Source organism: Stenotrophomonas sp. Ker107b, from assembly GCF_053847245.1.
Genome location: NZ_JBSPHX010000001.1, coordinates 1692265 through 1714715 on the forward strand (window position 1 = coordinate 1692265; position 22451 = coordinate 1714715).

19 protein-coding genes are annotated in these 22451 nt (G+C 67.5%); 11 read left to right on the forward strand and 8 right to left on the reverse strand.

Annotated elements, in window-relative coordinates; genetic code table 11:
* Positions 1–5: 5 nt before the first annotated feature.
* Positions 6–1286, reverse strand: a complete 1281-nt coding sequence (gene serS / locus ACWV8V_RS07720) for a serine--tRNA ligase (RefSeq protein ID WP_455899384.1) — start codon at positions 1284–1286, stop codon at positions 6–8.
* Positions 1287–1398: 112 nt separating this feature from the next.
* Here serS and ACWV8V_RS07725 point away from each other — a divergent pair, with 112 nt between their 5' ends.
* Positions 1399–2034: an energy transducer TonB gene (locus ACWV8V_RS07725; protein ID WP_259261641.1), complete on the forward strand. Its 636-nt coding sequence runs from the start codon at positions 1399–1401 to the stop codon at positions 2032–2034.
* Positions 2035–2182: 148 nt separating this feature from the next.
* Positions 2183–2761: an energy transducer TonB gene (locus tag ACWV8V_RS07730; protein WP_259261640.1), complete on the forward strand. Its 579-nt coding sequence runs from the start codon at positions 2183–2185 to the stop codon at positions 2759–2761.
* A gap of 74 nt (positions 2762–2835) precedes the next feature.
* On the opposite strand, the gene ACWV8V_RS07735 is transcribed toward ACWV8V_RS07730, so the two are convergent.
* From ACWV8V_RS07735 to ACWV8V_RS07755, 5 genes are all read right to left on the reverse strand, one after another.
* Positions 2836–4038 carry an ISL3 family transposase gene (locus ACWV8V_RS07735; protein WP_455899623.1) on the reverse strand — a complete coding sequence of 401 codons (1203 nt, stop codon included), beginning with the start codon at positions 4036–4038 and terminating at the stop codon, positions 2836–2838.
* 144 nt (positions 4039–4182) lie between these two features.
* Entirely contained in the window at positions 4183–5496 is a 1314-nt protein-coding gene (gene aroA / locus ACWV8V_RS07740) for a 3-phosphoshikimate 1-carboxyvinyltransferase (RefSeq protein WP_455899385.1), read from the reverse strand.
* 117 nt (positions 5497–5613) lie between these two features.
* Positions 5614–6810, reverse strand: a complete 1197-nt coding sequence (pheA, locus tag ACWV8V_RS07745; protein WP_455899386.1) for a prephenate dehydratase — start codon at positions 6808–6810, stop codon at positions 5614–5616.
* Positions 6811–6861: 51 nt separating this feature from the next.
* Positions 6862–7947, reverse strand: a complete 1086-nt coding sequence (gene serC, locus ACWV8V_RS07750; protein ID WP_455899387.1) for a 3-phosphoserine/phosphohydroxythreonine transaminase — start codon at positions 7945–7947, stop codon at positions 6862–6864.
* 136 nt (positions 7948–8083) lie between these two features.
* Positions 8084–8884, reverse strand: coding sequence for an FHA domain-containing protein (locus ACWV8V_RS07755; RefSeq protein WP_455899388.1), 801 nt, complete (start codon positions 8882–8884; stop codon positions 8084–8086).
* Positions 8885–9005: 121 nt separating this feature from the next.
* On the opposite strand from ACWV8V_RS07755, the gene ACWV8V_RS07760 reads away from it, so the two are divergent.
* From ACWV8V_RS07760 to ACWV8V_RS07770, 3 genes are all read left to right on the forward strand, one after another.
* Complete coding sequence (locus ACWV8V_RS07760) at positions 9006–9281, forward strand: polyhydroxyalkanoic acid system family protein (RefSeq protein WP_259261635.1); 276 nt, start codon at positions 9006–9008, stop codon at positions 9279–9281.
* A 98-nt stretch (positions 9282–9379) separates the two neighbouring features.
* Complete coding sequence (locus tag ACWV8V_RS07765; protein WP_123729623.1) at positions 9380–9874, forward strand: phasin family protein; 495 nt, start codon at positions 9380–9382, stop codon at positions 9872–9874.
* A 267-nt stretch (positions 9875–10141) separates the two neighbouring features.
* On the forward strand, positions 10142–11176 hold the full coding sequence (locus tag ACWV8V_RS07770; RefSeq protein WP_455899389.1) for a restriction endonuclease: 1035 nt from the start codon (positions 10142–10144) through the stop codon (positions 11174–11176).
* A gap of 3 nt (positions 11177–11179) precedes the next feature.
* On the opposite strand, the gene hutC is transcribed toward ACWV8V_RS07770, so the two are convergent.
* The gene (gene hutC / locus ACWV8V_RS07775; protein WP_455899390.1) at positions 11180–11908 is read right to left on the reverse strand and encodes a histidine utilization repressor; all 729 of its coding nucleotides are present in this window, start codon (positions 11906–11908) and stop codon (positions 11180–11182) included.
* Positions 11909–11935: 27 nt separating this feature from the next.
* On the reverse strand, positions 11936–13312 hold the full coding sequence (locus ACWV8V_RS07780) for a formimidoylglutamate deiminase (RefSeq protein ID WP_455899391.1): 1377 nt from the start codon (positions 13310–13312) through the stop codon (positions 11936–11938).
* Between the two features lie 63 nt (positions 13313–13375).
* Here ACWV8V_RS07780 and hutI point away from each other — a divergent pair, with 63 nt between their 5' ends.
* From hutI to ACWV8V_RS07810, 6 genes are all read left to right on the forward strand, one after another.
* Positions 13376–14575 (forward strand): imidazolonepropionase, encoded by a 1200-nt coding sequence (gene hutI / locus ACWV8V_RS07785; protein ID WP_455899392.1) that lies wholly within the window; start codon positions 13376–13378, stop codon positions 14573–14575.
* A gap of 23 nt (positions 14576–14598) precedes the next feature.
* Complete coding sequence (gene hutH / locus ACWV8V_RS07790; RefSeq protein WP_282258395.1) at positions 14599–16140, forward strand: histidine ammonia-lyase; 1542 nt, start codon at positions 14599–14601, stop codon at positions 16138–16140.
* Positions 16137–16970 (forward strand): N-formylglutamate deformylase, encoded by an 834-nt coding sequence (gene hutG, locus ACWV8V_RS07795; protein WP_455899393.1) that lies wholly within the window; start codon positions 16137–16139, stop codon positions 16968–16970. The genes hutH and hutG overlap by 4 nt, the downstream gene beginning before the upstream one ends.
* Positions 16967–18634 carry a urocanate hydratase gene (gene hutU, locus ACWV8V_RS07800; protein ID WP_259261628.1) on the forward strand — a complete coding sequence of 556 codons (1668 nt, stop codon included), beginning with the start codon at positions 16967–16969 and terminating at the stop codon, positions 18632–18634. The genes hutG and hutU overlap by 4 nt, the downstream gene beginning before the upstream one ends.
* A gap of 116 nt (positions 18635–18750) precedes the next feature.
* Positions 18751–20184, forward strand: coding sequence for a serine hydrolase domain-containing protein (locus tag ACWV8V_RS07805; RefSeq protein ID WP_455899394.1), 1434 nt, complete (start codon positions 18751–18753; stop codon positions 20182–20184).
* Between the two features lie 123 nt (positions 20185–20307).
* The gene (locus ACWV8V_RS07810; protein ID WP_455899395.1) at positions 20308–22440 is read left to right on the forward strand and encodes a TonB-dependent receptor family protein; all 2133 of its coding nucleotides are present in this window, start codon (positions 20308–20310) and stop codon (positions 22438–22440) included.
* Positions 22441–22451 lie beyond the last annotated feature (11 nt).

The following is a 22451-nucleotide window of genomic DNA, read 5'->3' on the forward strand; positions in this document are numbered from 1 at the left end:
TTGGATCAACCGATGATCTCGACACCGCCCATGTAGGGCTTCAGCGCATCCGGCACGGTGATGCTGCCGTCGGCGTTCTGGTAGTTCTCCATCACCGCGATCATCGCGCGGCCAACCGCCACGCCGGAGCCGTTGAGCGTGTGCAGCAGCTCGGGCTTGCTGGTTTCCGGGTTGCGCCAGCGGGCCTGCATGCGGCGCGCCTGGAAATCACCGCAGTTGGAGCACGAGGAGATCTCACGGTAGGTGTCCTGCGAGGGCAGCCACACTTCCAGGTCGTAGGTCTTGACCGCGGAGAAGCCCATGTCGCCGGTGCACAGCAGCACCTTGCGGTACGGCAGGCCGAGTTTCTCCAGCACGACTTCCGCACAGCGGGTCATGCGCTGGTGCTCTTCATCGCTCTGCGCCGGGGTGCACGCGGCGACCAGCTCCACCTTCTCGAACTGATGCTGGCGGATCATGCCGCGCACGTCGCGGCCGCCACTGCCGGCTTCGGCACGGAAGCACAGCGAATGGGCGGTCATGCGCAGCGGCAGCTGGTCGGCATCGATGATGTCATCGCGCACGATGTTAGTCAGCGGCACTTCCGAGGTCGGAATCAGGTAGCGCGTGGACTCGCCCACGGCCGTCTTGAACAGATCGTCCTCGAACTTCGGCAGCTGGCTGGTACCGCGCAGCGACTCGGCGTTGACCAGCGCCGGCACATTGGTTTCTTCATAGCCATGCTCGCCGGTGTGCAGATCGAGCATGAACTGCGCCAGCGCACGGTGCAGGCGCGCAATCGGGCCACGCAGCACGGTGAAGCGCGAGCCGGACAGCTTGGCGGCGGTCTCACCATCCAGCCAACGGTTGCGGGCGCCCAGCTCTACATGATCAAGCACCGGGAAATCGAACGCGCGCGGGGTACCCCAGCGCTTCTGCTCGACATTCTCCGACTCGTCCTTGCCCGCCGGCACATCCTCGGCGGGCAGGTTCGGAATGCCCAGCGCGATCGCTTCAATCTTCTCGCGCAGCGCATCCAGGGCCACTTCCGAGGCCTTCAGCTCATCGGCGAACGCGGCCACCTCGGCCATGATCGCCGAGACATCTTCGCCCTTGGCCTTGGCCTGGCCGATGGCCTTGGAACGGCTGTTGCGCAGGCTCTGCAACTCCTGCGTGCGTACCTGGATGCGCTTGCGATCGGCTTCCAGCGACTCCAGCCCGGAGACATCCAGCTCGAAACCGCGCGAGATGCGCAGGCGTTCGGCAAGGTCGGCGGGCTGTTGGCGGAGCAGGGCTGGATCGAGCATGGCGGCAGAGGGGTCTACGGATTCGGAGGGGGATTATCGCCTGTTATGCGTTTTTCTGCCGCCGGTTCATCCCGGGCGTGGCAGAATCACGGTGATCCATACGGTATGCCCCATGTCTGCTTCCCGCTCGACTTCTGGCAAGAACATCACTTTCCACCTGCCCCGCCGCAGCCTCGTGATCGCCGCGATCGCCTTCGGCGTGGGCCTGCTGCTGTTCCTGGTGGTGTGGCTGAGCAGCCGCAACAACGACTTCTACAAGGCCGACCCGGCCGCGCAGACCCCCGCCCAGGTGGCCGAGGTGGTGCCGCTGCCCGAGCCGCTGGCCGCGGCCGCCGGCTCCAGCGACATGCCCGACGCCAAGGCCCCGCCGGTCAACGAGGAAAAGCCGCAGCTGGTGGAAACCGCCCCGCCGCCACCGCCGGCCGCCCCGGCTGCACCCGCCGCGCCTGCCGCGCCGACGGCCATGGCGCCCAGCGACCGCCCGCAGCCGATCGCCGACCAGTCGCCGCCGCCGAGCTACCCGCCCGCGGCATTGCGCCGCGGTGACCGCGGCACGGTGGTGGTCCGCGTGGATGTGGATGCCACCGGCTATCCCTCGGCCGTGACGTTGATCCAGCGCAGCGGTTCACGCGATCTTGACCGCGCGGCGTCCGATGCGGTGCGTCGCTGGCGTTTCCAGCCAGCGCAGAGCAATGGCGTGCCAGTGCCCGGCAGCCTGGAAGTGCCGTTCGACTTCACGCCGCAGTGATTCATCGCCGCCGGGTGCGGCGATTGTGCAACGGCTCAGCAAACTGAACCCCGATGGGAATGCAGTCATCGCGTTGACGTTGCGCTGACACATCCACAACCGCACACGGGCAAGACTGCGGGTGTCACATCGACACCAGGAGTCAGCCATGAGTGTTACCCATGCCCCGGACATGCCCCACTCGCCGCAGCACCAGCGCGACGTGATCGATGAACCCCGCCATCGCCGCTCCTCACCCTGGTTGTGGGTAGCGTTGATCGTGGCGATGTTCGCCGCCGCGCTGGTGTGGTTGCGCTATGCCACCCCGGGCGATACGAATGACGCGCCAGTGGGCCAGCGCATGTTGCCGGCCACCGAGACTGCCCCCGTGGCGACCGCGCCCGCCCCGGCTGCGCAACAGGCGGCCCCGGCCGCGGCGCAGCGCAAGGCAACCCCGGCCGTGCGCAACCGTGAGGCCCGTCCGCTGGCAAGCAACGCCAAGCCGGCCTACCCGCGCACTGCCCTGCGTAGCGGCGTGCAGGGCAGCGTGGTGGCCAGCCTCAACGTGGATACGCGTGGCCAGGTGACCGATGCCAGCATCGTGCAGCGTACCGGTACGCGTGACCGCGATCTGGATCGCGCCGTGCTGACCACCGTGCGCGACTGGAAGTTCGAGCCGGCCATGAACAATGGCCGCGCCGTGGCCAGCGTAGTGCGCGTGCCGGTGGATTTCCGTACCGAGCGCTAAAGTGATGCGCTGACGCGGGAACGAAAAGGGAGGCCAATGGCCTCCCTTTTTTGTGCCGCATTTTTTTTGGTTCTTCACCCAACTCCGGGGAAGGCCGCCCGGATCTTCAGGAAGAAATACGCGTCGTCTCGGTATCCGTAGGCGACGCGCTTGATGACCTTGATCTTGTTATTGATGCCTTCCACCAGGTTCGTCCCGAGCGGCCATCGGCAGTGGGCCAGGATGCCCGGGAGATAAGGCTGCAGACGGCGGACAAAGATGCGCAGCGGCTCCAGCCCGCTTCGCAGGGCGCGATGCTTCCATGACCGCCAGGCCTTCTCCGCCCAGCTCTGGCTTCGGTAGCGCCACAGCTGCTTCAGGTCGTCTTTGAGCAGATACGTGGTCAGCAGGGCTTTGTTGGCGGCCAGCAGCTCCTCGAGTTGGACGCGCTGCTCGGCCGGGACGTTTTGCCGATTGCGCAGCAGGAGCCAGCGCGAGGTCTTCACCACCCGTCGCGCGGGCTTGTCGGTGCGTAGGCGATTGGCCTCGTCCACCCGCACCCGATCAATGACTTCGCGCCCGTACTTGGCCACGACATGGAAGAGGTCGTAGACCACTTCAGCATTGGGGCACTGGGCTTTGACCTCCACATCAAAGGCCGAATTCATGTCCATTGCTACGGCTTGGATGCGTTCGCAACCGACCCTGCCGAGTAGCTCAAAGAAGGGACGGATGTCAGCGCGGCTGCGTCCTCGGCCGACCCAGAGCACGCGCTTGCGCGATGGCTCGACGACCACGGTGGCGTAGCGATGCCCCTTCTGGATCGCAAACTCGTCCATCGCGATCACGCGTACGCCCGATAGGTCCACTGGGCCCAGCGTCTGCATCAGATGCCTGAAATCAAGCGCTTTGACCGTCTTCCAGTCCAGACCATGCCACTTTGCGGTGGCATGGATCGAGGTGGTGGCGCACATGCGTGCCACGCTCTGCGCAAGCCGTTGCGTTACCCGCGCATGCCGCTCCAGCCAATCCAAGTGCTCCAGTTTCGGCCCACAGCGAGGACAGGCCAGCCGCTGCCGCTGGACTTCCAACTCCACCGGCTCGTCGAACACCGGCAAGTCACGGATGCGCCGGAGCGTCTGGTCGTGGATGGCCACGACCCACTTGCCGCAGCCACTGCAGCGTCGTCGGCGGCGTGAATCAGGCAACAGCGAAAGCACCAGCCACGTGGCTCCGCCACGTGCCTCGCGGCGCCATCCATCCAGGCGATACCCCGCCCAGCCTCCCAGCAACGGCATACAATCCAGCTTGGCCACGGCCGGCCTCGGTTTGTTTTCTCGACAACTACAAATCTAGCTGGTCGGCCGTGCGCCTTCTCCCCTCAGATGGGAGAAGAACCTTTTTTTTGTGCCGCAAGGAGCCGGACCGAACCCGGCGCTACCTCAGCCAGCGCGAAGCCCGAAGCCGGCGCCGGTCGCCAGGCCATCGAAGTCCGGGAAGGACGTCGCTACGTTGGCAATGTCATTGACGCGCACCTCGCCGCTGCTGAGCTGGCCGGCAATCGCGAAGGCCATCGCGATGCGGTGATCGCCGTGGCTCTCGATGGTGCCGCTGCCAAGCACGGCGCCGCCGTGGATCGTCGCGCCGTCATCGGTTTCATCCACCTGCACGCCCAGGGTGCGCAGGCCGGTTGCCATCGCAGCCAGACGGTCCGATTCCTTGACCCGCAGTTCGGCCGCACCGCGCACCACCGTGTTGCCCTGCGCCGCGGCCGCCGCGACGAACAAGGCCGGGAACTCATCGATCATGTCCGGCACCAGCGCTTCGGGAATCTCTGCACCGTGCAGCGGTGCATAGCGCACCACCAGATCGGCCACCGCTTCCCCACCCTGCTCGGCATGGTTTTCTTCGGTGATGTCCGCGCCCATCAGGCGCAGCGCGGCCAGCAGCCCGGTACGGCGCGGGTTGAGGCCCACCGCGCGCAGGCGCAGTTCCGAACCCGGGATCACGCTCGCCGCCACCAGGAAGAACGCCGCCGAGGAGAAATCGGCCGGCACCACGATATCGGTCGGGCGCAGCCGCTGGCCGCCACGCAGGCGTGCCTTGCCCGGGGAGAACTCGATATCCACGCCGAATGCGCGCAGCATGCGTTCGCTGTAATCGCGGGTCGGGTGCGGCTCGGTGACAGACGTTTCGCCATCGGCATACAGACCGGCCAGCAGCACGGCGGATTTGACCTGCGCGCTGGCCACCGGCGAGGCGAACGCGATGCCGTGCAGCGCCTGGCCGCCATGCACGCGCAGCGGCGGGGTGCCGTCAGCCTCGGTATCGATCTTCGCGCCCATCTCGGCCAGCGGACCGGTCACGCGGCGCATCGGACGGCGCGACAGCGATTCATCGCCGACCATCACCGAATCGAAGGGCTGTGCAGCCAGCAGCCCAGCCAGCAGACGCATGCCGGTGCCGGCATTGCCGCAATCCAGCGGGGTGCTCGGTGCCTTCAGGCCATCCACGCCGACGCCGTGCACGATGCGCTGCGAGGGCGACGGGGTGTCGATGCGCACGCCCATCTGCGAAAAGATCGCCGCGGTGGCGCGGGTATCTTCGCCTTCCAGGAAGCCATCGATACGCGACACGCCATCGGCCAGCGCGGCAAACATCACCGAGCGGTGCGAGACGGACTTGTCACCGGGAATGGTCAGGCTGCCCTGCAGGGGCTGGCCCTTGTGGGCGATCCAGTACGGAGATGCGGTCATCGGAAATCCTAGGGGGCGGGCCGCCGCGGCGGCGATGCAACGGTGTACGGGAGAGGCCGCAGCGCCCCTAGGGGCGCCGGGCCGGGCGCAGCGCGCGAGGCGGCTACGCCGGTCGGATCAGGGCACGGCGACCGGATAGGAGCCGAGGATCTTGATCTGCGCCGAGTGGGCTTTCAGTTCGGCCAGGGCCGCCTGCATCCCCTCGTCGTCGACATGGCCGGCCAGATCGATGAAGAAGCCGTACTCCCACTTGGCGTTGTGCGAGGGGCGCGACTCGATCCGGTTCATGCTGATGCCATGCCGCGCGAACGGGCTGAGCACGTCGAACAGCGCACCGGGCTTGTCGTGGATGAACACCAGCACCGAGGTGCGGTCATGGCCGGAGGTCGGGAAGATGTTGCGGCCGATGACCAGGAAACGCGTGGTGTTGTCCGCGTCGTTCTGGATCGGCTTGGTCACCACCTTCTTAAGGCCGTACACATGCCCGGCGCTCTCGCCACCAATCGCGGCGGCATCATCGGCATTGCGGGCGCGGCGCGCGCCTTCGGCATTGCTGGAGACCGGCACCTTCTCGGCCTTGGGCAGGTTGGCGCGCAGCCACGAGGAGGTCTGCATGAACGACTGCGGGTGGCCGTAGACACGCTCGACATCCTCCAGCCGGCCGCTACGCGACATCAGGTACTGCTGCACGCGCAGTTCCACTTCACCGCAGATTTTCAGGTTGGAGGTCAGGAACATGTCCAGGGTGATCTGGATGGTGCCCTGCCCCGAGTTCTCCACCGGCACCACGCCGAAATCGGCGTTGCCCGCTTCCACTTCCTGGAAGACTTCTTCGATGCTGGCCAGTGGCAGGCCCAGCGCGGAGCGGCCGAAATGCTTGAGTACCGCCTGCTGGCTGAAGGTGCCTTCAGGGCCGAGGTAGCCGATCTTCAGCGGCTCCTGCTGGGCCAGGCAGGCGGACATGATTTCGCGGTAGACGTGGACCAGCACTTCATCGCTGAGCGGGCCCTCGTTGCGGTCCACCACCATGCGCAGCACCTGCGCTTCGCGCTCGGGGCGGTAGTAATCCACGGCGGCAGCGAGCTTGCCCTTGGCCTTGCCGACCTGGTGGGCGAAGTTGGCGCGCTCGGCAATCAGCGCCTGGATGCTGCGGTCGATATGGTCGATCTTGGCGCGCACATCCGACAGCACGGGCGCGGCAACCGCCGGCGCGGCATCGCGCTTGGCGGCCTTGGCCTTCTTCGCGGGGGCAGCCGCCTTGGGCGGGGTCGGTGCCGGCTTGGCAGCCTTGGGCTTGGCGGGTTTGGTGGCCATCTGTGTTCCAAGTGCAGTGGGGCGGCGAGCGCCCCGGGAAAAACGAATGCGTCAGCCGTTGCGTTGCTGGAAATCGCGCATGAAGGCGGCCAGCGCCTGCGCGCCCTCCACCGGCAGGGCGTTGTACAGCGAGGCACGGATGCCGCCGACCGCCTTGTGGCCCTTCAGCGCCAGCAGGCCGGCCGCTTTGGATTCACTGACGAAACGCGCATTGAGCGTGTCGTCGGGCAGGAAGAAGGGGATGTTCATGCGCGAGCGTGCGGCCGGCACGACCTCATTGCGGTAGAAGCCGCCGGACTGGTCGATCGCCCCGTAGATCAGGCCCGACTTGACCGCGTTGCGGCGCGCGAATTCCTCCACGCCGCCTTCGGCCAGCATCCACTGGAACACCAGGCCGGCCAGGTACCAGTTCCAGGTCGGCGGGGTGTTGAGCATGGAATCGCGGGCGACGTGCGAGCGGTAATCGAAGATGTCCGCGCGCGGTTGACCGCTGCGCTCGAGCAGGTCGCGGCGCACGATCACCACCGACACGCCGACCGGGCCGAGGTTCTTCTGCGCGCCGGCATAGATCAAGCCGTACTTGCTGACATCCAGCGGCTCGCTGGCGATCGAGGAGCTGAAATCGGCGAACAGCGGCACAGCGCCCACGTCCGGGGTGTCACGGAACTCCACCCCGTGGATGGTTTCGTTGGCGGTGATGTGCACGTAGGCCGCGTCATCGGAGAGCTGCCAGCTGGCGCGCGCCGGGATGTCATGGAAGCCATTGGCTTCGCTGCTCGCGGCGACGTTGACCGTGACGTACGGGCTGACCTGCTTGATCGCGGTCTTGCCCCAGTGCCCGGTGAGCACGTAATCCACGGTCTGGCCGGGCTGGGCGAAGTTGAGTGCGAGCAGGGCCTGCTGGGTGGTCGCGCCACCGGCCAGGAACAGCACCGCGTAGTCGTCCGGGATGCCGATCAGGCGACGCAGATCGGCCTCGGCCTGAGCGGCGACGGCCATGAACTCCGGGCCGCGGTGGCTCATTTCGACAATGGAGGCGCCCGCGCCGTTCCACTCCAACATCTCTTCCTGCGCCTGGCGCAGGACCGATTCCGGCAACGTTGCAGGGCCGGCACTGAAATTGAACGCGCGCGTCATGTCACACCTATGGGGCAAGACCCCTAGTATGCCGCAGCGCACCAGCCTTTAGGCCTTGCAGGACAAGGCGAATTTGGTTGCAAACGAATCTAATGGCCCACCCGAGGCGTGCCTGGTTGCCGACCAGCGGCCGGCACTACCGCGCCCCGAACCAGAGCAGCCCGCTCAGCGCTGCGGCCAGCAGCAACGCACTGGCCAACAGCCACGGCCAGCGGCTCACCCGCTTGGGCGCAGCCACGGGTTCCGGGCGCTGACGTGCGTCGAAGCCGTCGTCCTCTTCTTCGATCACGATGCGCTTGCGGCCGTCGTGTGGGACTTCGAGCACGAAGCGATGCTGGGCATCGAAGACCAGCTGGTCGCCCGGCTGCAGCCAGCAATGGCGAACGGTGACGCCATTGACCCGCGTCGACTCGCCGGCGCCCAGGTCGCGCAGCAGCAGGCGCTCCCCGTGCTGCTCCAGACGAGCGTGCTGTTCGGCGAAGGCAGGGTCGTCGATGACGATGTCCGCCTCCGGCCCCCGCCCGATCACGCGCGGGCGATCCAGGGTGAAGCTGCGCCCGTGGTGCTGGCCGCCGACCCCGCGCAACAGGCGCTGGTCGTCGCCGCCCTCATCGCTGCGCGGCGGCGCGTGGACGACGGCCTCGCAATCGCCCTGCACCACCATCTCCACGCCGTCAGCGTAAACGGCGTCGCCGGCGCGCAGCAGCGCCATCCGGCGCACCGGCCGGCCGTTGACGTGGATGCCACGGATCCCGTTGGCGACTTGCAGCCACAGGCCACGGTCGTCCAGGCAGAACTGGGCCAGCAACAAGGTGCCGGGCGTGTCATCGCCAAGCCGGACGGTGCCCGATGCATGACGCACGATGCGCTGCACCCCGGGCCGCAGGGGCTGGTCGGGATGTTGGCGTTGAGTAAAGTGAACTAGCAGGTTCTGCACGCGGCGCAGCCTAGCAGGTTGAATGTCAGGGAAGAAGAAGTGTGACGCAGACCTTGGAGTTGTGCCTGAGGATGCGCACAATGCACGCCCAAATCCGCGCCGTTGCCCGCCAGGAGCCCGCATGTCCACCATCGATATCCGTCACGCCCACACCCTGCCCGCCGAAAATGCGCGCAAAGCCATCGAAGAAGTCGCCGCCAAACTGTCCGAACGTTTCGGCCTGCAATCGAACTGGGTCGGCGACGTGCTGAACTTCAACGGCTCCGGTGTGGATGGCGCGATCGCGCTGCAGCCTGGCCAGGTGCAGGTCACCGCCAAGCTCGGCTTCCTGCTCTCGGCCATGAAGGGCATGGTGGAAAGCGAGATCCAGCGCGTGCTCAAGGAAAAGCTCGGCTGAACCGACGCCCGGCCCGGCGCCACAACGGCGCCGGCCATCACATCGCTTGAAGCCGGCGATGCATACGATCCAAGGGTGTCCACCCAAGGGATCGCCCCATGAATGCACCCAACGATTTCGACGATCGCATCCCCGGCGAGAAGCCTTCGCTGCAGGATCAGGCCGAGCGATTCTCGCGCAAGCTGACCGATTCGGCCCAGCAGATCTGGCTGGCCGGCCTGGGCGCCTTCGGGCGCGCACAAGCCGAAGGCAGCCGTGTGTTCGACAACCTGGTCAAGGAAGGCGAGAACATCGAGGCCCGCAACCGCGAACAGACCGGCGATACGCCGCGCTGGCGCGACAATGTCGAGGAACACCTCGGCGAGGCCCGCGAAAAGGCCAGCGGCACCTGGGACAAGGTCGAGAAGGCGTTCGATGATCGGGTCCAGGGCGTACTCAAGCGCCTGCACATCCCGACCGCCGAGGACGTCGCCGCGCTCAATGCCCGGATCGACGCGCTCAACACCCGGGTCAACCGTGCCGAGGCCCGCAATGCCTCGCCGTCCGGTGCGCCGTCCCCGGGCACTCACCAGTCGCCGACCTCCGACGCCTGACCGCCCCATCGATTGTTGCAAAGCAGCACCACTTTGTTGACAATCGAAACCGACCCGCCAATCGCTTCCACCGCCGTTTGTTCCCTCCCCTCACGGCTCTGGATTGGCGGGTTTTTTGTGGGCGCTGCTACCGCAAGGCCCCGCAAAGTGAGACGGCCGTCACCGACGTGATCGCCGGACACACGGCAAGTGCGAAAACGACGCGCCGCAGACGTGCAAAGGCGCATATAAACTGTCTATCGCACTTCCCTGTTCATATCCCCCTGCATGCTCTCCTGGATTCTGGCCCTGCTGTTGGCCCTCATTGTCTGGTTCCTGGCCACGGCCTACTTCTGGCTGATCAAACGGAAGCAGAAGGAGACCCAGCTCGGCCTGAACGCCCTGGCAGGGATGCACTGGCGCGAGTTTTCCCTGATCGTCCGGCGGGCGATGCACGAGCGACGCGGCCTGCAGGATGTGCCGGACGAGACGGCAGACAGCCGGGAGCCGCGCAGCGATTTCCTGATGCACGACGGTCCGCAGCGCTGGCTGCTCTCCTGCAAGCATGGCCGCGCCTACCGGATCGGCACGGCGGCCGTGAACGAACTGGGCGCCGCCGCGCGCCTGGCCGGTGCCCGTGGCGGCATCCTGATCACCGAAGGCAAGGTTGAGCGCGATGGTCGCATCGCTGCTGAAAAACAGAGCGTCGAGGTCCTCGATGGCCCGCTGCTGTGGCCGTTGCTGAAGCCCTACCTGCCGGGCGACATGGAAGCCCGTGTCGAGGCCGGTGCCCGTGGCGAGGCCCTCCGCCGTATCTCGATCGCGGCACTGGGCGCGGCGACGTTGGGCCTGATGGTCGGGCTGGGCTCGCTGACCGCCGGGCTGGAAAAGGAGTGGGCCGAGGACGAAACCACGGTGGCCGAGCCCGCTGCCGCCACATCTGCCGCAGCGCAAGCACCGGCCACGGCCGACGCACGGCCCACTGCGGCTGCGACGCCAGCCCCGGCAGCCCCTGGGACCGCTGAAAATCGCGCTGCCGACGCCGCCTTGCCTGCAATGGAAGCGAACCCGGACAACGCCACGCTGGACCGCTATCAGCAGGAATTGTCGCGCAAGGTCGCCACCCACCCCGGCGTGGCCAGTGGCATCTGGCTGACCCGCCAGACGCTGGCGATCAACCGCACCGGCGAGATCGACACGATCTGGCCGCTCATCTGCGAGGAAGTGACCCGCTACCCGGCGCTGCGCACGGTGCGCATCCAGCTCAACCCACGCCCCGGCGTGGATGAGCCGGTCCGCTGGCGGCAGTGCACCACCCTGTAAGGCTCAGCGCGCGCCCGGCGAGAACCGGGCGACCAGATCGTACGCATCGCCCAGGAACATCTGCCGCACGCAGGTGATCGGCTGCTCGCCACGCCAGGTGAGACGGTCGATGACCAGGCACGCCGTGCCGGGTTTGACCTGCAGCAGCGTCGCTGCCGCCTCATCCGCGCCCCAGGCACTGATCCGATGCTGAGCGCGCGTCCAGGAGACGTTCTGCAGCAGCCAGCTGCCCGGCGCGGTCGTCTCGAAATCCACCTCCAGCACCTCCGACACACCGACCGGGCTGATCAGGCGGTGCTCCAGCGCCAACGGCCGGCCGTCGGCCAGATGCAGGCAGCGGATCGCCAGCAGCTTCTCGCTCCCGGACAACGCGGTTTCTTCGGCCACGTGCTCACGCGGCAGCCGGTAGGCGCGCTCCAGCAGCTGGTAACCGTAGACATGGCCACGCGCCTGCACCGCCATCGCGATGTCGGGAATCTCCAGCGCCACCTGTTCCAGGTGCGGCGGCTGGCGCGCGACAAATGAGCCCGCACGCCGGCGGCGCTCGATCATGCCGCTCTCGGCCAGCGCGGTCAGCACCTTGTTCACGGTCATCCGCGAGCAGCCGTACTGCTCCATCAGTTCGTGTTCGTAGGGGATGCGGAAGCCAGGCTCCCACTGTCCACTGAGGATGCGGCTTTCCAGATCAGCACGAATGCGCTGATTGAGGGTTGCTGCTTTCTTGCCCGTCACTCTGGATTCCTGCATGGGAGGGTCGGATCAGACCCTCAACAACGGTCGAAGTGCCGCGGCGAAGCGTGCGGCCACCGCCTCGCGTTGCGGGTGGCGACCGTCACGGACCAACTGGCGCCCTTGACGCCACACCGATCGCACGGCGCCATTACGTGCGGCGAACACCCAGCTGTCAAGCAAGGCATCGCCGTCGCGGGCGATCAGCGCCGGGTGGTCCGGATCGAGTTCGACGATGTCGGCCGGTGCACCTGCCTGCAGTCCGGTGGTCACGCCCAGGGCCTGCGCGGCACCGCTCAACGACTGTTCGTACAGCCATCGGCCGGTGGATTGACCATCGCCCGGGGCCAGCACATTGCGCCCGCGCAGCTGCAGGCGCTGGCCGTACTCGAGCAGGCGCAGCTCTTCGGCGGCGTCGATCAGCACGTTGGAGTCCGAGCCGACCCCGAACCGGCCGCCGGCACGCGCGAAGGCCTGCATCGGGAACAGACCATCGCCCAGGTTCGCCTCGGTGATCGGGCACAGCCCGGCCACCGCACGGCTGGCGACGATCTGCTGCATCTCCACCTCGGTGATGTGGGTGGCATGCACCAGGCACCAGCGCGCATCCACCGGCGCGTGTTCGTACAGCCACTGCACCGGCCGCATGCCGCTCCAGGCGACGCAGGCATCGACCTCGCGGGTCTGCTCGGCGATGTGGATGTGGACGGGCCCGGTGTTGAGCGGCAGCAACGCCGCCAGTTCCTCGCCGGTCACCGCGCGCAGGCTGTGCGGGGCGAAACCAAGTACCGCATCGTCCTGGTCCTGCAGCGCGCGCGTGCAGCCCTGCAGCAGCGCGGCAAAGCCGTCGACGTCGTGGATCAAACGGCGCTGGGCCGGATTCGGCGCGGCGCCACCGAAATCGGCATGCGCGTAGAACACCGGCAGCAGGGTCAGGCCGATCCCGCTGGAGTGGGCAGCGGCCGCGATACGTTCGGCCATCTCGGCGCGATTGGCATACGGCACCCCATCCAGGCCGTGGTGCAGATAGTGGAACTCGCCGACCCGGGTGAAGCCGGATTCCAGCATCTCCACATAGGCCTGCTCAGCGATCGCCTGCATGGCTTCGGGCTGCAGATGCGCCAGGAAGCGGTACATCAGCTCGCGCCAGCTCCAGAAGCTGTCGCCGCTGTTGCCGCCGATCTCGGTGAGCCCGGCCATGCCGCGCTGGAAGGCGTGGCTGTGCAGGTTGCCCAGGCCCGGCAGCGCGATCGCCAGCGCGGTATCGCCCGGCTCGGCCGACACACCTTCGGTCACCTCGAGGAGCGTGCCGCCCTGGCTGAGGATGCGCACATCGCGCGCCCAACCGTGCGGCAGCAGCGCATGAGCGGCGTGGAAACGAAGGATCGGTGCGGGGGTGGCTGGCATCACTGGACATCCCGGAAGAGGCGCCTATATTGTATAGACATATACACCGATGTGGTTGCTGCCATGCACTGTGACACCCTCTGGTACCACGCCAACCTGATCACCGTCGACGGCCCGGGCCTGGGCGTGATCGAGGATGGCGTGATCGCCGCCAGCAATGGCCGCATCGTGCATGTCGGTGCGGCCGGTTCTGCCGATCACCTGCAGCCCGCCCAGCGTATCGACTGCGCCGGGCGCTGGATCAGCCCCGGTCTGATCGACTGCCACACCCACCTGGTCTATGCCGGCAACCGTGCCGGGGAGTTCGAACAGCGCCTGCAGGGCGTGAGCTATGCCGACATCGCCCGCGCCGGCGGCGGCATCGTCTCCACCGTGCGTGCCACCCGCGCCGCCAGCGAGGCCGACCTGCTCGCCGCCAGCCTGCCGCGGCTGGATGCCATGCTGGCCGAAGGCATCACCACGCTCGAGATCAAATCCGGTTACGGGCTGACCCTGGCCGACGAGACCAAGCAGCTGACGGTCGCGCGCGAACTGGGCCGTCAGCGCGCGGTCGAGATCGTGCCGACCTTCCTCGGCGCGCATGCGATCCCGCCGGGCCGGCAGGCGCAGGAGTACATCGACGAGGTCTGCAACGTCATGATTCCGGCCGTCGCGGCGGCCGGGCTGGCCGAGGCGGTGGACGTGTTCTGCGAGAACATCGCCTTCAGCGCCGCACAGGCCGAGCAGGTCTTCCTCGCCGCGCAGCGACACGGGCTGGCGATCAAGATCCATGCCGAGCAGCTCAGCAACCAGCACGGTGCCGCCCTGGCGGCACGTCACGGTGCACTGTCGGCCGACCATATCGAACATCTCGACGCCGATGGCATCGCCGCCATGCGCAGCGCCGGTACCGTGGCCGTGCTGCTGCCGGGCGCGTTCTATTTCACCCGCGATACCACCCTGCCCCCGATCGCCGACCTGCGTGCGGCCGGCGTACCGCTGGCGCTGGCCACCGATTCCAATCCCGGCACGTCGCCGCTGACCAGCCCGCTGCTGGCGATGAACATGGCCGCCACCCTGTTCCGCATGACCGTAGCGGAGTGCATCGCCGGCTTCACCCGTGAAGCGGCACGCGCACTGGGTCGGCAGGACCGGATCGGCCGGCTCGCCGTCGGCCTGGACTGCGACCTCGCCCTGTGGGACATCGAGGCGCCTGCCGACCTCGTCTACCGCATGGGTTTCAACCCCCTGCACGGCCGCGTGATGCGCGGCCAACCCGTCTGAATCTAGTGATGTCTGGAGATTTCATGAGCACTACCCTGACCCTGCACCCCGGCGCCGTCACGCTGGCGCAATGGCGCGCGATCCATGACGGCGCGCGGGTGCGGCTGGACCCGGCCTCGGCTGCGGCCGTGCTGCGCAGTGCGCAGACCGTGGCCGACATCGTCGCCAAGGGCGCGCCGGTGTATGGCATCAATACCGGCTTCGGCAAGTTGGCCAGCGTGCGCATCGAGCGCGACGACCTGGAAACCCTGCAGCGCAATATCGTGCTCTCGCATGCGGCCGGCGTCGGCGAGCCCATGCCGGCCCCCGTGGTGCGCCTGATGATGGCGCTGAAGCTGGCCAGCCTGGCGCAGGGTGCCTCGGGCATCCGCCCGCAGACCCTGGCCCTGCTGGAAGCCTTCCTGCAGCACGACTTCATTCCGGTGATTCCGTGCCAGGGCTCGGTCGGCGCCTCCGGCGATCTGGCCCCGCTCTCGCACCTGGCCAGCGTGATGATCGGCGTCGGCGAAGCCTTCGTGGCGGGCGAGCGCCTGCCGGCGGCCGAGGCGCTGGCCAAGGTCGGCCTGGCCCCGCTGGTGCTGGGCGCGAAGGAAGGCCTGGCCCTGCTCAACGGCACCCAGTACTCCACCGCCTATGCACTGGCCGGTCTGTTCGCGATCGACACTGTGTTCCGTGCGGCGTTGGTCACCGGCGCGCTCTCGGTGGAAGCGGCCAAGGGTTCGGACACCCCGTTCGACCCGCGCATCCACAGCATCCGCGGCCAGCGCGGACAGATCGCCACCGCCGCCGCGCTGCGTACCCTGATGCAGGGCTCGGCGATCCGCGAATCGCACCGCGACAACGACGTGCGCGTGCAGGATCCGTACTGCCTGCGCTGCCAGCCGCAGGTCATGGGCGCCGCGTTCGACGTGATGCGCCAGGCCGCCACCACGCTGGCGATCGAAGCCAACGGTGTCTCCGACAATCCGCTGGTATTCACCGATACCAACGAGGCGCTGAGCGGTGGCAACTTCCACGCCGAGCCGGTCGCTTTCGCGGCGGACATGCTGGCGATGGCCGTGTGCGAGATCGGCTCGATCAGCGAGCGCCGCACCGCGATGCTGGTCGACCCGGCCCTGTCCGGCCTGCCCGCCTTCCTCACCCCGAAGCCCGGCTTGAATTCCGGCTTCATGATTCCGCAGGTCACCGCCGCGGCGCTGGTCTCGGAAAACAAGCAGCGCGCCTATCCGGCCAGCGTCGACTCGATCCCGACCTCGGCCAACCAGGAAGACCACGTCTCGATGGCCGCACACGGTGCGCGCCGCCTGATGGCGATGGCCGAGAACGCCGCCAACGTGATCGGCATCGAGCTGCTCGCCGCTGCACAGGGCTGCGATTTCCATGCCCCACTGCGCTCCAGCGATGCACTGGAAGCGGTACGCCAGCGCCTGCGCGCGCAGGTGCCGACGCTGGAAGACGACCGTTACTTCCACCCGGACATGGTGGCCGCGACCGACCTGGTGCGCAGTGGCGTGCTGGCTGCCGGGCTGGATGACATCCTGCCGCCACTGGAGCCGCTGGCATGACTTCCCAACCGGATTGGCTGCAGATCCACCGCGGCGATGTGCCGTTGATCGTCAGCTTCCCGCACACCGGCACCGAGCTGCCCGATGCACTGGCCGCGCAGTTCGTCTCGCCGTGGCTGGCCCGCCGCGACGCCGACTGGTGGGTGCATGAGCTGTACGGCTTCGCGCAGCAGATGGGCGCCACCACCGTGCGCACCGCGGTGTCGCGCTCGGTCATCGACGTCAACCGCGACCCCAGCGGCACCTCGCTGTACCCGGGCCAGAACACCACCGGCCTGTGCCCGCTGACCACCTTCGACAACCAGCCGCTGTACCGCGATGGCCACGGCCCGGACGAGGCGGAGATCGCGCGCCGCCGCGATACCTGGTTCGCGCCTTACCACGACGCCCTCGCCGCGGAGATCGCGCGCCTGCGTGCCCTGCACGGCACTGTGGTGGTGTACGACGCGCACTCGATCCGCTCGCACATCCCGCACCTGTTCGATGGCCAGCTGCCACAGTTCAACCTCGGCACCAACGGCGATACCACCTGCGACAACGCCCTGACCGATGTGGTCGACAACCTGTGTGCGATGAGCGGCATGAGCCATGTGCGCAACGGCCGCTTCAAGGGCGGCTACATCACCCGCCATTACAGCGACATCCCCGGCGGCGTGCACACGCTGCAGATGGAGCTGGCCTGCCGCGGCTACCTGCACGAGCCCGAGGCCGTGGATGAGCACAGCTGGCCCACGCCATTGGATCCCGATCACGCCGCCCCGCTGCGCGCCACGCTGCAGCAGGTGCTAGATGCCTGTCTCGACTTCGCTACGTCCCGGAGTGCTGCATGACCCGTCTCGATTCCACCCGCACCATCCTTGCCCCGACCGGCACCACGCTGACCTGCAAGAGCTGGCTGACCGAAGCCCCGCTGCGCATGCTGATGAACAACCTGCACCCGGACGTGGCCGAGCGCCCGCAGGAGCTGGTGGTCTATGGCGGCATCGGGCGCGCCGCGCGCGACTGGGAAAGCTACGACAAGATCATCGAGACCCTGCAGCGGCTCGAAGATGACCAGACCCTGCTGGTGCAGTCCGGCAAGCCCGTGGGCGTGTTCCGCACCCACGTGGATGCCCCGCGCGTGCTGATTGCCAACTCCAACCTGGTGCCGCGCTGGGCCAACTGGGACCACTTCAACGAGCTCGACAAGAAGGGCCTGGCCATGTACGGCCAGATGACCGCGGGCAGCTGGATCTACATCGGCGCCCAGGGCATCGTGCAGGGCACTTACGAGACATTCGTGGAGATGGGCCGCCAGCACTACAACGGCAGCCTGGCCGGCAAGTGGCTGTTCACCGGTGGGCTGGGCGGCATGGGTGGCGCGCAGCCGCTGGCCGCGGTGATGGCCGGCGCCTCGTGCCTGGCGGTGGAATGCCGCAAGAGCAGCATCGAGATGCGCCTGCGCACCGGGTATCTGGACACCTGGACCGACGACCTCGACGAAGCGCTGCGCCTGATCGAGGAATCCTGCACCGCCAAGAAGCCGCTCTCGGTCGGCCTGCTCGGCAACGTCGCCGACGTGCTGGACGAGCTGCTGATCCGCGGCGTGAAGCCGGACCTGCTGACCGACCAGACCTCCGCGCACGACCCGGTCAACGGTTACCTGCCGCAGGGCTGGACCGTGGAAGAATGGGACGCCAAGCGCGTCTCCGCCCCGAAGGAAGTGGAAACCGCCGCGCGCGAATCGATGGCCAACCACATCCGCGCCATGCTCGGCTTCCACTCCCTCGGCGTACCGACCGTGGATTACGGCAACAACCTGCGCCAGATGGCACTGGAAGAAGGCGTGGCCGATGCCTTCGACTTCCCCGGCTTCGTACCCGCCTACATCCGCCCGCTGTTCTGCCGCGGCATCGGCCCGTTCCGCTGGGCCGCGCTGAGCGGCGATCCGGAGGACATCGCCAAGACCGACGCCAAGGTCAAGGAACTGATCCCGGACAACCCGCACCTGCACCGCTGGCTGGACATGGCCGCCGAGAAGATCAAGTTCCAGGGCCTGCCCGCGCGCATCTGCTGGGTCGGCCTGGGCGATCGTGATCGACTCGGTCTGGCCTTCAACGAGATGGTCGCCAATGGCGAACTGAAAGCGCCGGTGGTGATCGGCCGCGATCACCTGGATTCGGGCAGCGTCGCCTCGCCCAACCGCGAAACCGAGGCCATGCAGGACGGCTCGGATGCCGTCTCCGACTGGCCGCTGCTCAACGCCCTGCTCAACACCGCCAGTGGCGCCACCTGGGTCTCGCTGCACCATGGCGGCGGCGTCGGCATGGGCTTCTCGCAGCATTCGGGCATGGTCATCGTCTGCGATGGCACCGACGCGGCGGCCAAGCGCATCGCGCGCGTGCTGTGGAACGACCCGGCCACGGGCGTGATGCGGCATGCCGACGCGGGGTATGCGATCGCGGTGGACTGCGCGAAGGAAAAGGGGCTGGATCTGCCCGGGATTCTGGGCTGATGTGGGTAGGCCCCGGCCGACGGTCGGGGCCTTTCACGACCGGGGGTGACTTCCGCCGCATTGACTGGGGTGCCAGCGCTTCCTACTGTGCGGGCTCACCCACGAGGATGCCCGCAATGCGTCGTTTCGCCTTTGTCGCGGTCCTGCTGCTCGCGGTATCGACGCCGTCCGGCACCGTGCGCGCCGCGGAGTTAGACGCCCGGATCACCCGGCAACTCCACACAAACGCAGAGCGCTATGGCATCGCCGGGCAGTCGGTGCTGATACGGCACAACGGCGCGCTGCTCGCGCAGGCCGTCGCCGGAGAGGCCGACGTCACCACGCATCGGGCGGTGACCGCCGAAACGGTGTTCAATGCTTACTCCCTGGCCAAACTGCTGGTCAGCACTCTGGTCATGCAACGGGTGGAGGCCGGCAGGGTCGAGCTGGATGCACCGGCCAGCCGCTATCTTCCCGATCTGCCCGAGGCCTGGCAGGCGATCACCGTGCGGCAGTTCCTCAACCATGCGTCCGGCGTTCCCGAGTACTTCCAGTATCGGGATGGTGAGGTGATCACCTCGCAGGGCAACCGCCGCTTCCAGGCCACACCGGCAGAGGTGTTCAAGGAACTTGCCGAGGCGCCGCTCCAGTTCACGCCGGGTACCGCCAACCGGTACACGCAGACCAACTATCTGGTCCTCACCGCGCTGTTGGAAGCGCAATACCAGCAGCCCTATGCGCAGATCGTACGAGACCGCGTGCTGCGACCGCTGTCGATGACGCATACCTCGCTCGGCCCGGCGACGGATGCGCGCCACGAGATCGCCATCGCCTACATCGGCAAGCAGGGCGCCCTGCAGCGCGAAGACGACATCGCCTGGCCCTCCTATGCCTACGGGCATGCCGCGCTGCATACAACCGTCGGTGATCTGGACCGCTTCCTGCTGGCCCTGACCCGTGGTGAGCTGGTGGGTCGTGCCACGCTGCAGCAGCTGTGGCAGCCACAGCTGCTGAGCAGCGGACAACGCAGCGGCTTCTCCACGGGTTGGGAATTCGAAGAAAGCGGCGACTACCGCTTCGTGGGGCATGACGGTGGCACGCGGGTACGGGCGCGGATAGCCTTCACCGACGGCCTGGCCGGGGACACTTACAGCTTCATCTACCTCACCAACGGCAGTGCGAAGAATGTGTGGTCGCGCACGCTGTTGGACAGCACCATGGCAGTGGTGGCCCCGATGCAGTTCCCTGGCGAGGCCCTGTCGGAAAGGCTGATCACCTACGCACTGGAGCCCCAGACGGTCGCACGCACAACCGCGTTGAACCAGTGGCTCATCACTACCGGGCGCGGTGATCAGCCGATGCTGGAGCAGGACATCAACCGCGTGGGCTACGCGGTGGCCGAGAATCTGGGCCATGCCACCGCGCTGCCGCTGTTCGCCTTCAACGCGACGCTGTTCCCGCGCTCGGCCAATGCCTGGGACAGCTTAGCGGAGACCTACTCCGCGCTGGGTGACCTGAAGCAGGCCGAACGGCTGTACGCCAAGTCGAAAGCTCTGGCGGCGCCGCGGTAGCTACACCCCATACGCCCCACAAGGGTGACGAACTCGCAACATCCTGTTAACTTGCGCGCCCCACATGAAGTTGACAGGGTGCCACGGCGACGTGGGCGCTGTCCGCACTGATACCGCGCACGAATGACTGCCCTCCCGAATCGCTCCATCGCCCCTGCCCCATCCCTGCTCGCCGCTGCCTTGCTGGCCAGCCTTGCCGCCACCAATACCGTCAATGCCGCGCCCGCCGGCCAGGCCGTCACGCTGGACGCAGTGAACGTCACCGCCGCCGATGCCACCCAGGCCGCGCGCCGCGCGCTCGACCGGGTCCCCGGTGCAGGCAACGTGGTGGATCTGGCGGAGGTCGGCCAGGGCCGCGTCGCCAGCACGGCCGATGTGCTTGCCTATCAGCCCGGCATCAGCGCGCAGAGCGCCGGCAATGAAGGCGTCAAGGTCTCCATCCGGGGTTCGGGCCTCAACCGCGCGCCGGGTGCGCATGCCTCCGGCCTGTCGGTCTCGCTGGATGGCCTGCCGCTGACCGGCCCGGGTGGCACGCCTTACGAGCTGCTGGAGCCGCTGTGGCTGAGCCGCGTCGAGGTCCTGCGCGGCGCCAACGGGTTCGAGCGCGGCGCGCTGGCCTTGGGCGGTGCGGTCAACTACATCACCCGCAGCGGCCGCGATACGCCCGGGCTGGAGCTGCACTACGAAGCGGGCGCACGCGGCTACCAGAAGCGCGGGATCAGCCTGGGTGGCGTGCAGGACGCGGTCGATTATTTCATCGCCTACACCGACACTGAGTACGACGGCTATCAGCAGCACGCCGCCGGCCAAGGCAAGGGTGCGGTGGCCAACATCGGCTGGCAGCTCACGCCGCAACTGGAGACGCGCTTCTTCCTGCGCTACCGCGAGACCGATCACGAAACCCCGGGACGCCTCACCCGCGCGCAGATCCGCAACGACCCCCGCGCCGCCAATCCGGCCAACGTGGCCATCGATGCGCGCCGCCCGCAGCCGGGCAGCACCTGGTTCGGCAACACCACTACCTACACGATCGATGAAGATTCATCGCTGCAGGCTGGCCTCGTGTATCACAAGTACCCGATGGACTTGAATGAGAGCCTGTACCGCCAGCAGCTGGAGTACGCCAACCTCAACGGCACGCTGGACTACCGCCGCCGGCACGCGCTGTTCGGGCATGACAGCGTGACCACGATCGGCCTGCGCGTCACCCACGATCTGGATGCCAACGTGCGCGAGACCCTGCGCTTTGCCAGCAACGGCTACGCCGCCGGCACGCACACCCGCGACTTTGAGCATTACGGCACCGACAGCGTGCTGCACATCGGCAATGATCTGGCGCTGAGCGACACGCTGCGCCTGCAGACCGGCATGGCGTTGATCCACACCCGGCGCGATGTGCAGGTCACCTGGCCGGCGACTGCGGAGAAACTGTCCGAGCGCCAGTGGGATTACGCGCCGCGGCTGGGTTTCACCTGGCAGCAGACGCCGCAGACGCAGTGGTTCGGCAATCTGAGCCGCTCGGTGGAACCTGCGCATCCGTGGTCGATGATCTGGGGCTCGAACCAGTACTTCGCCGCCGGCAACGGTGCCTCCACCAACCGCCAGCGCGCACCGGTGAACCTGGACAACCAGACCGCGACCACGCTGGAACTCGGCGCACGCGGCGAAAGTGTGCTGGGCCGCTGGGAGCTGACCGGCTATTACGCGCGGCTCAACCACGAACTGCTCACCGTGGAAGTGCAGCCGGTGCCGAACCTGTTCATCGCCGAATCCAACGCCAGCCCGACCGTGCACCGCGGCATCGAAGCCGGCCTGGACAGTGCGCTGTGGCAGGGCGTCGGCGGGCGGCTGTCATTGCGCCAGGCCTACACCTTCAGCGACTTCCGCTACCGCGATGATGCGCGCTTCGGCAGCAATCGCCTGCCCGGCCTGCCGCGCCACTACTACCAGGCCGAACTGCGCTACGACCACCCGGCCGGCTTCTACGCCGGGCTGAACACCGAGTACGCGTCGAAAATGTTCGTCGACTATGCCAACAGCATGGCCGCCGATAGTCACGTCATCTTCGGCACCCGCATCGGTTACGACGCCCCCGGCGGCCGCTGGCAGGCCTGGGCGGAGCTGCGCAATCTCACCGACCGCCACTACGCCGCCACGGTCACGCCGGGCTACGACGACGCGGGCAAGGATGTCGCGCGCTCGACGCCCGGTGATGGGCGTGGTGTGTACGCCGGGGTGCGTTGGCGCTTCGATTGAGCGCTGCGGAC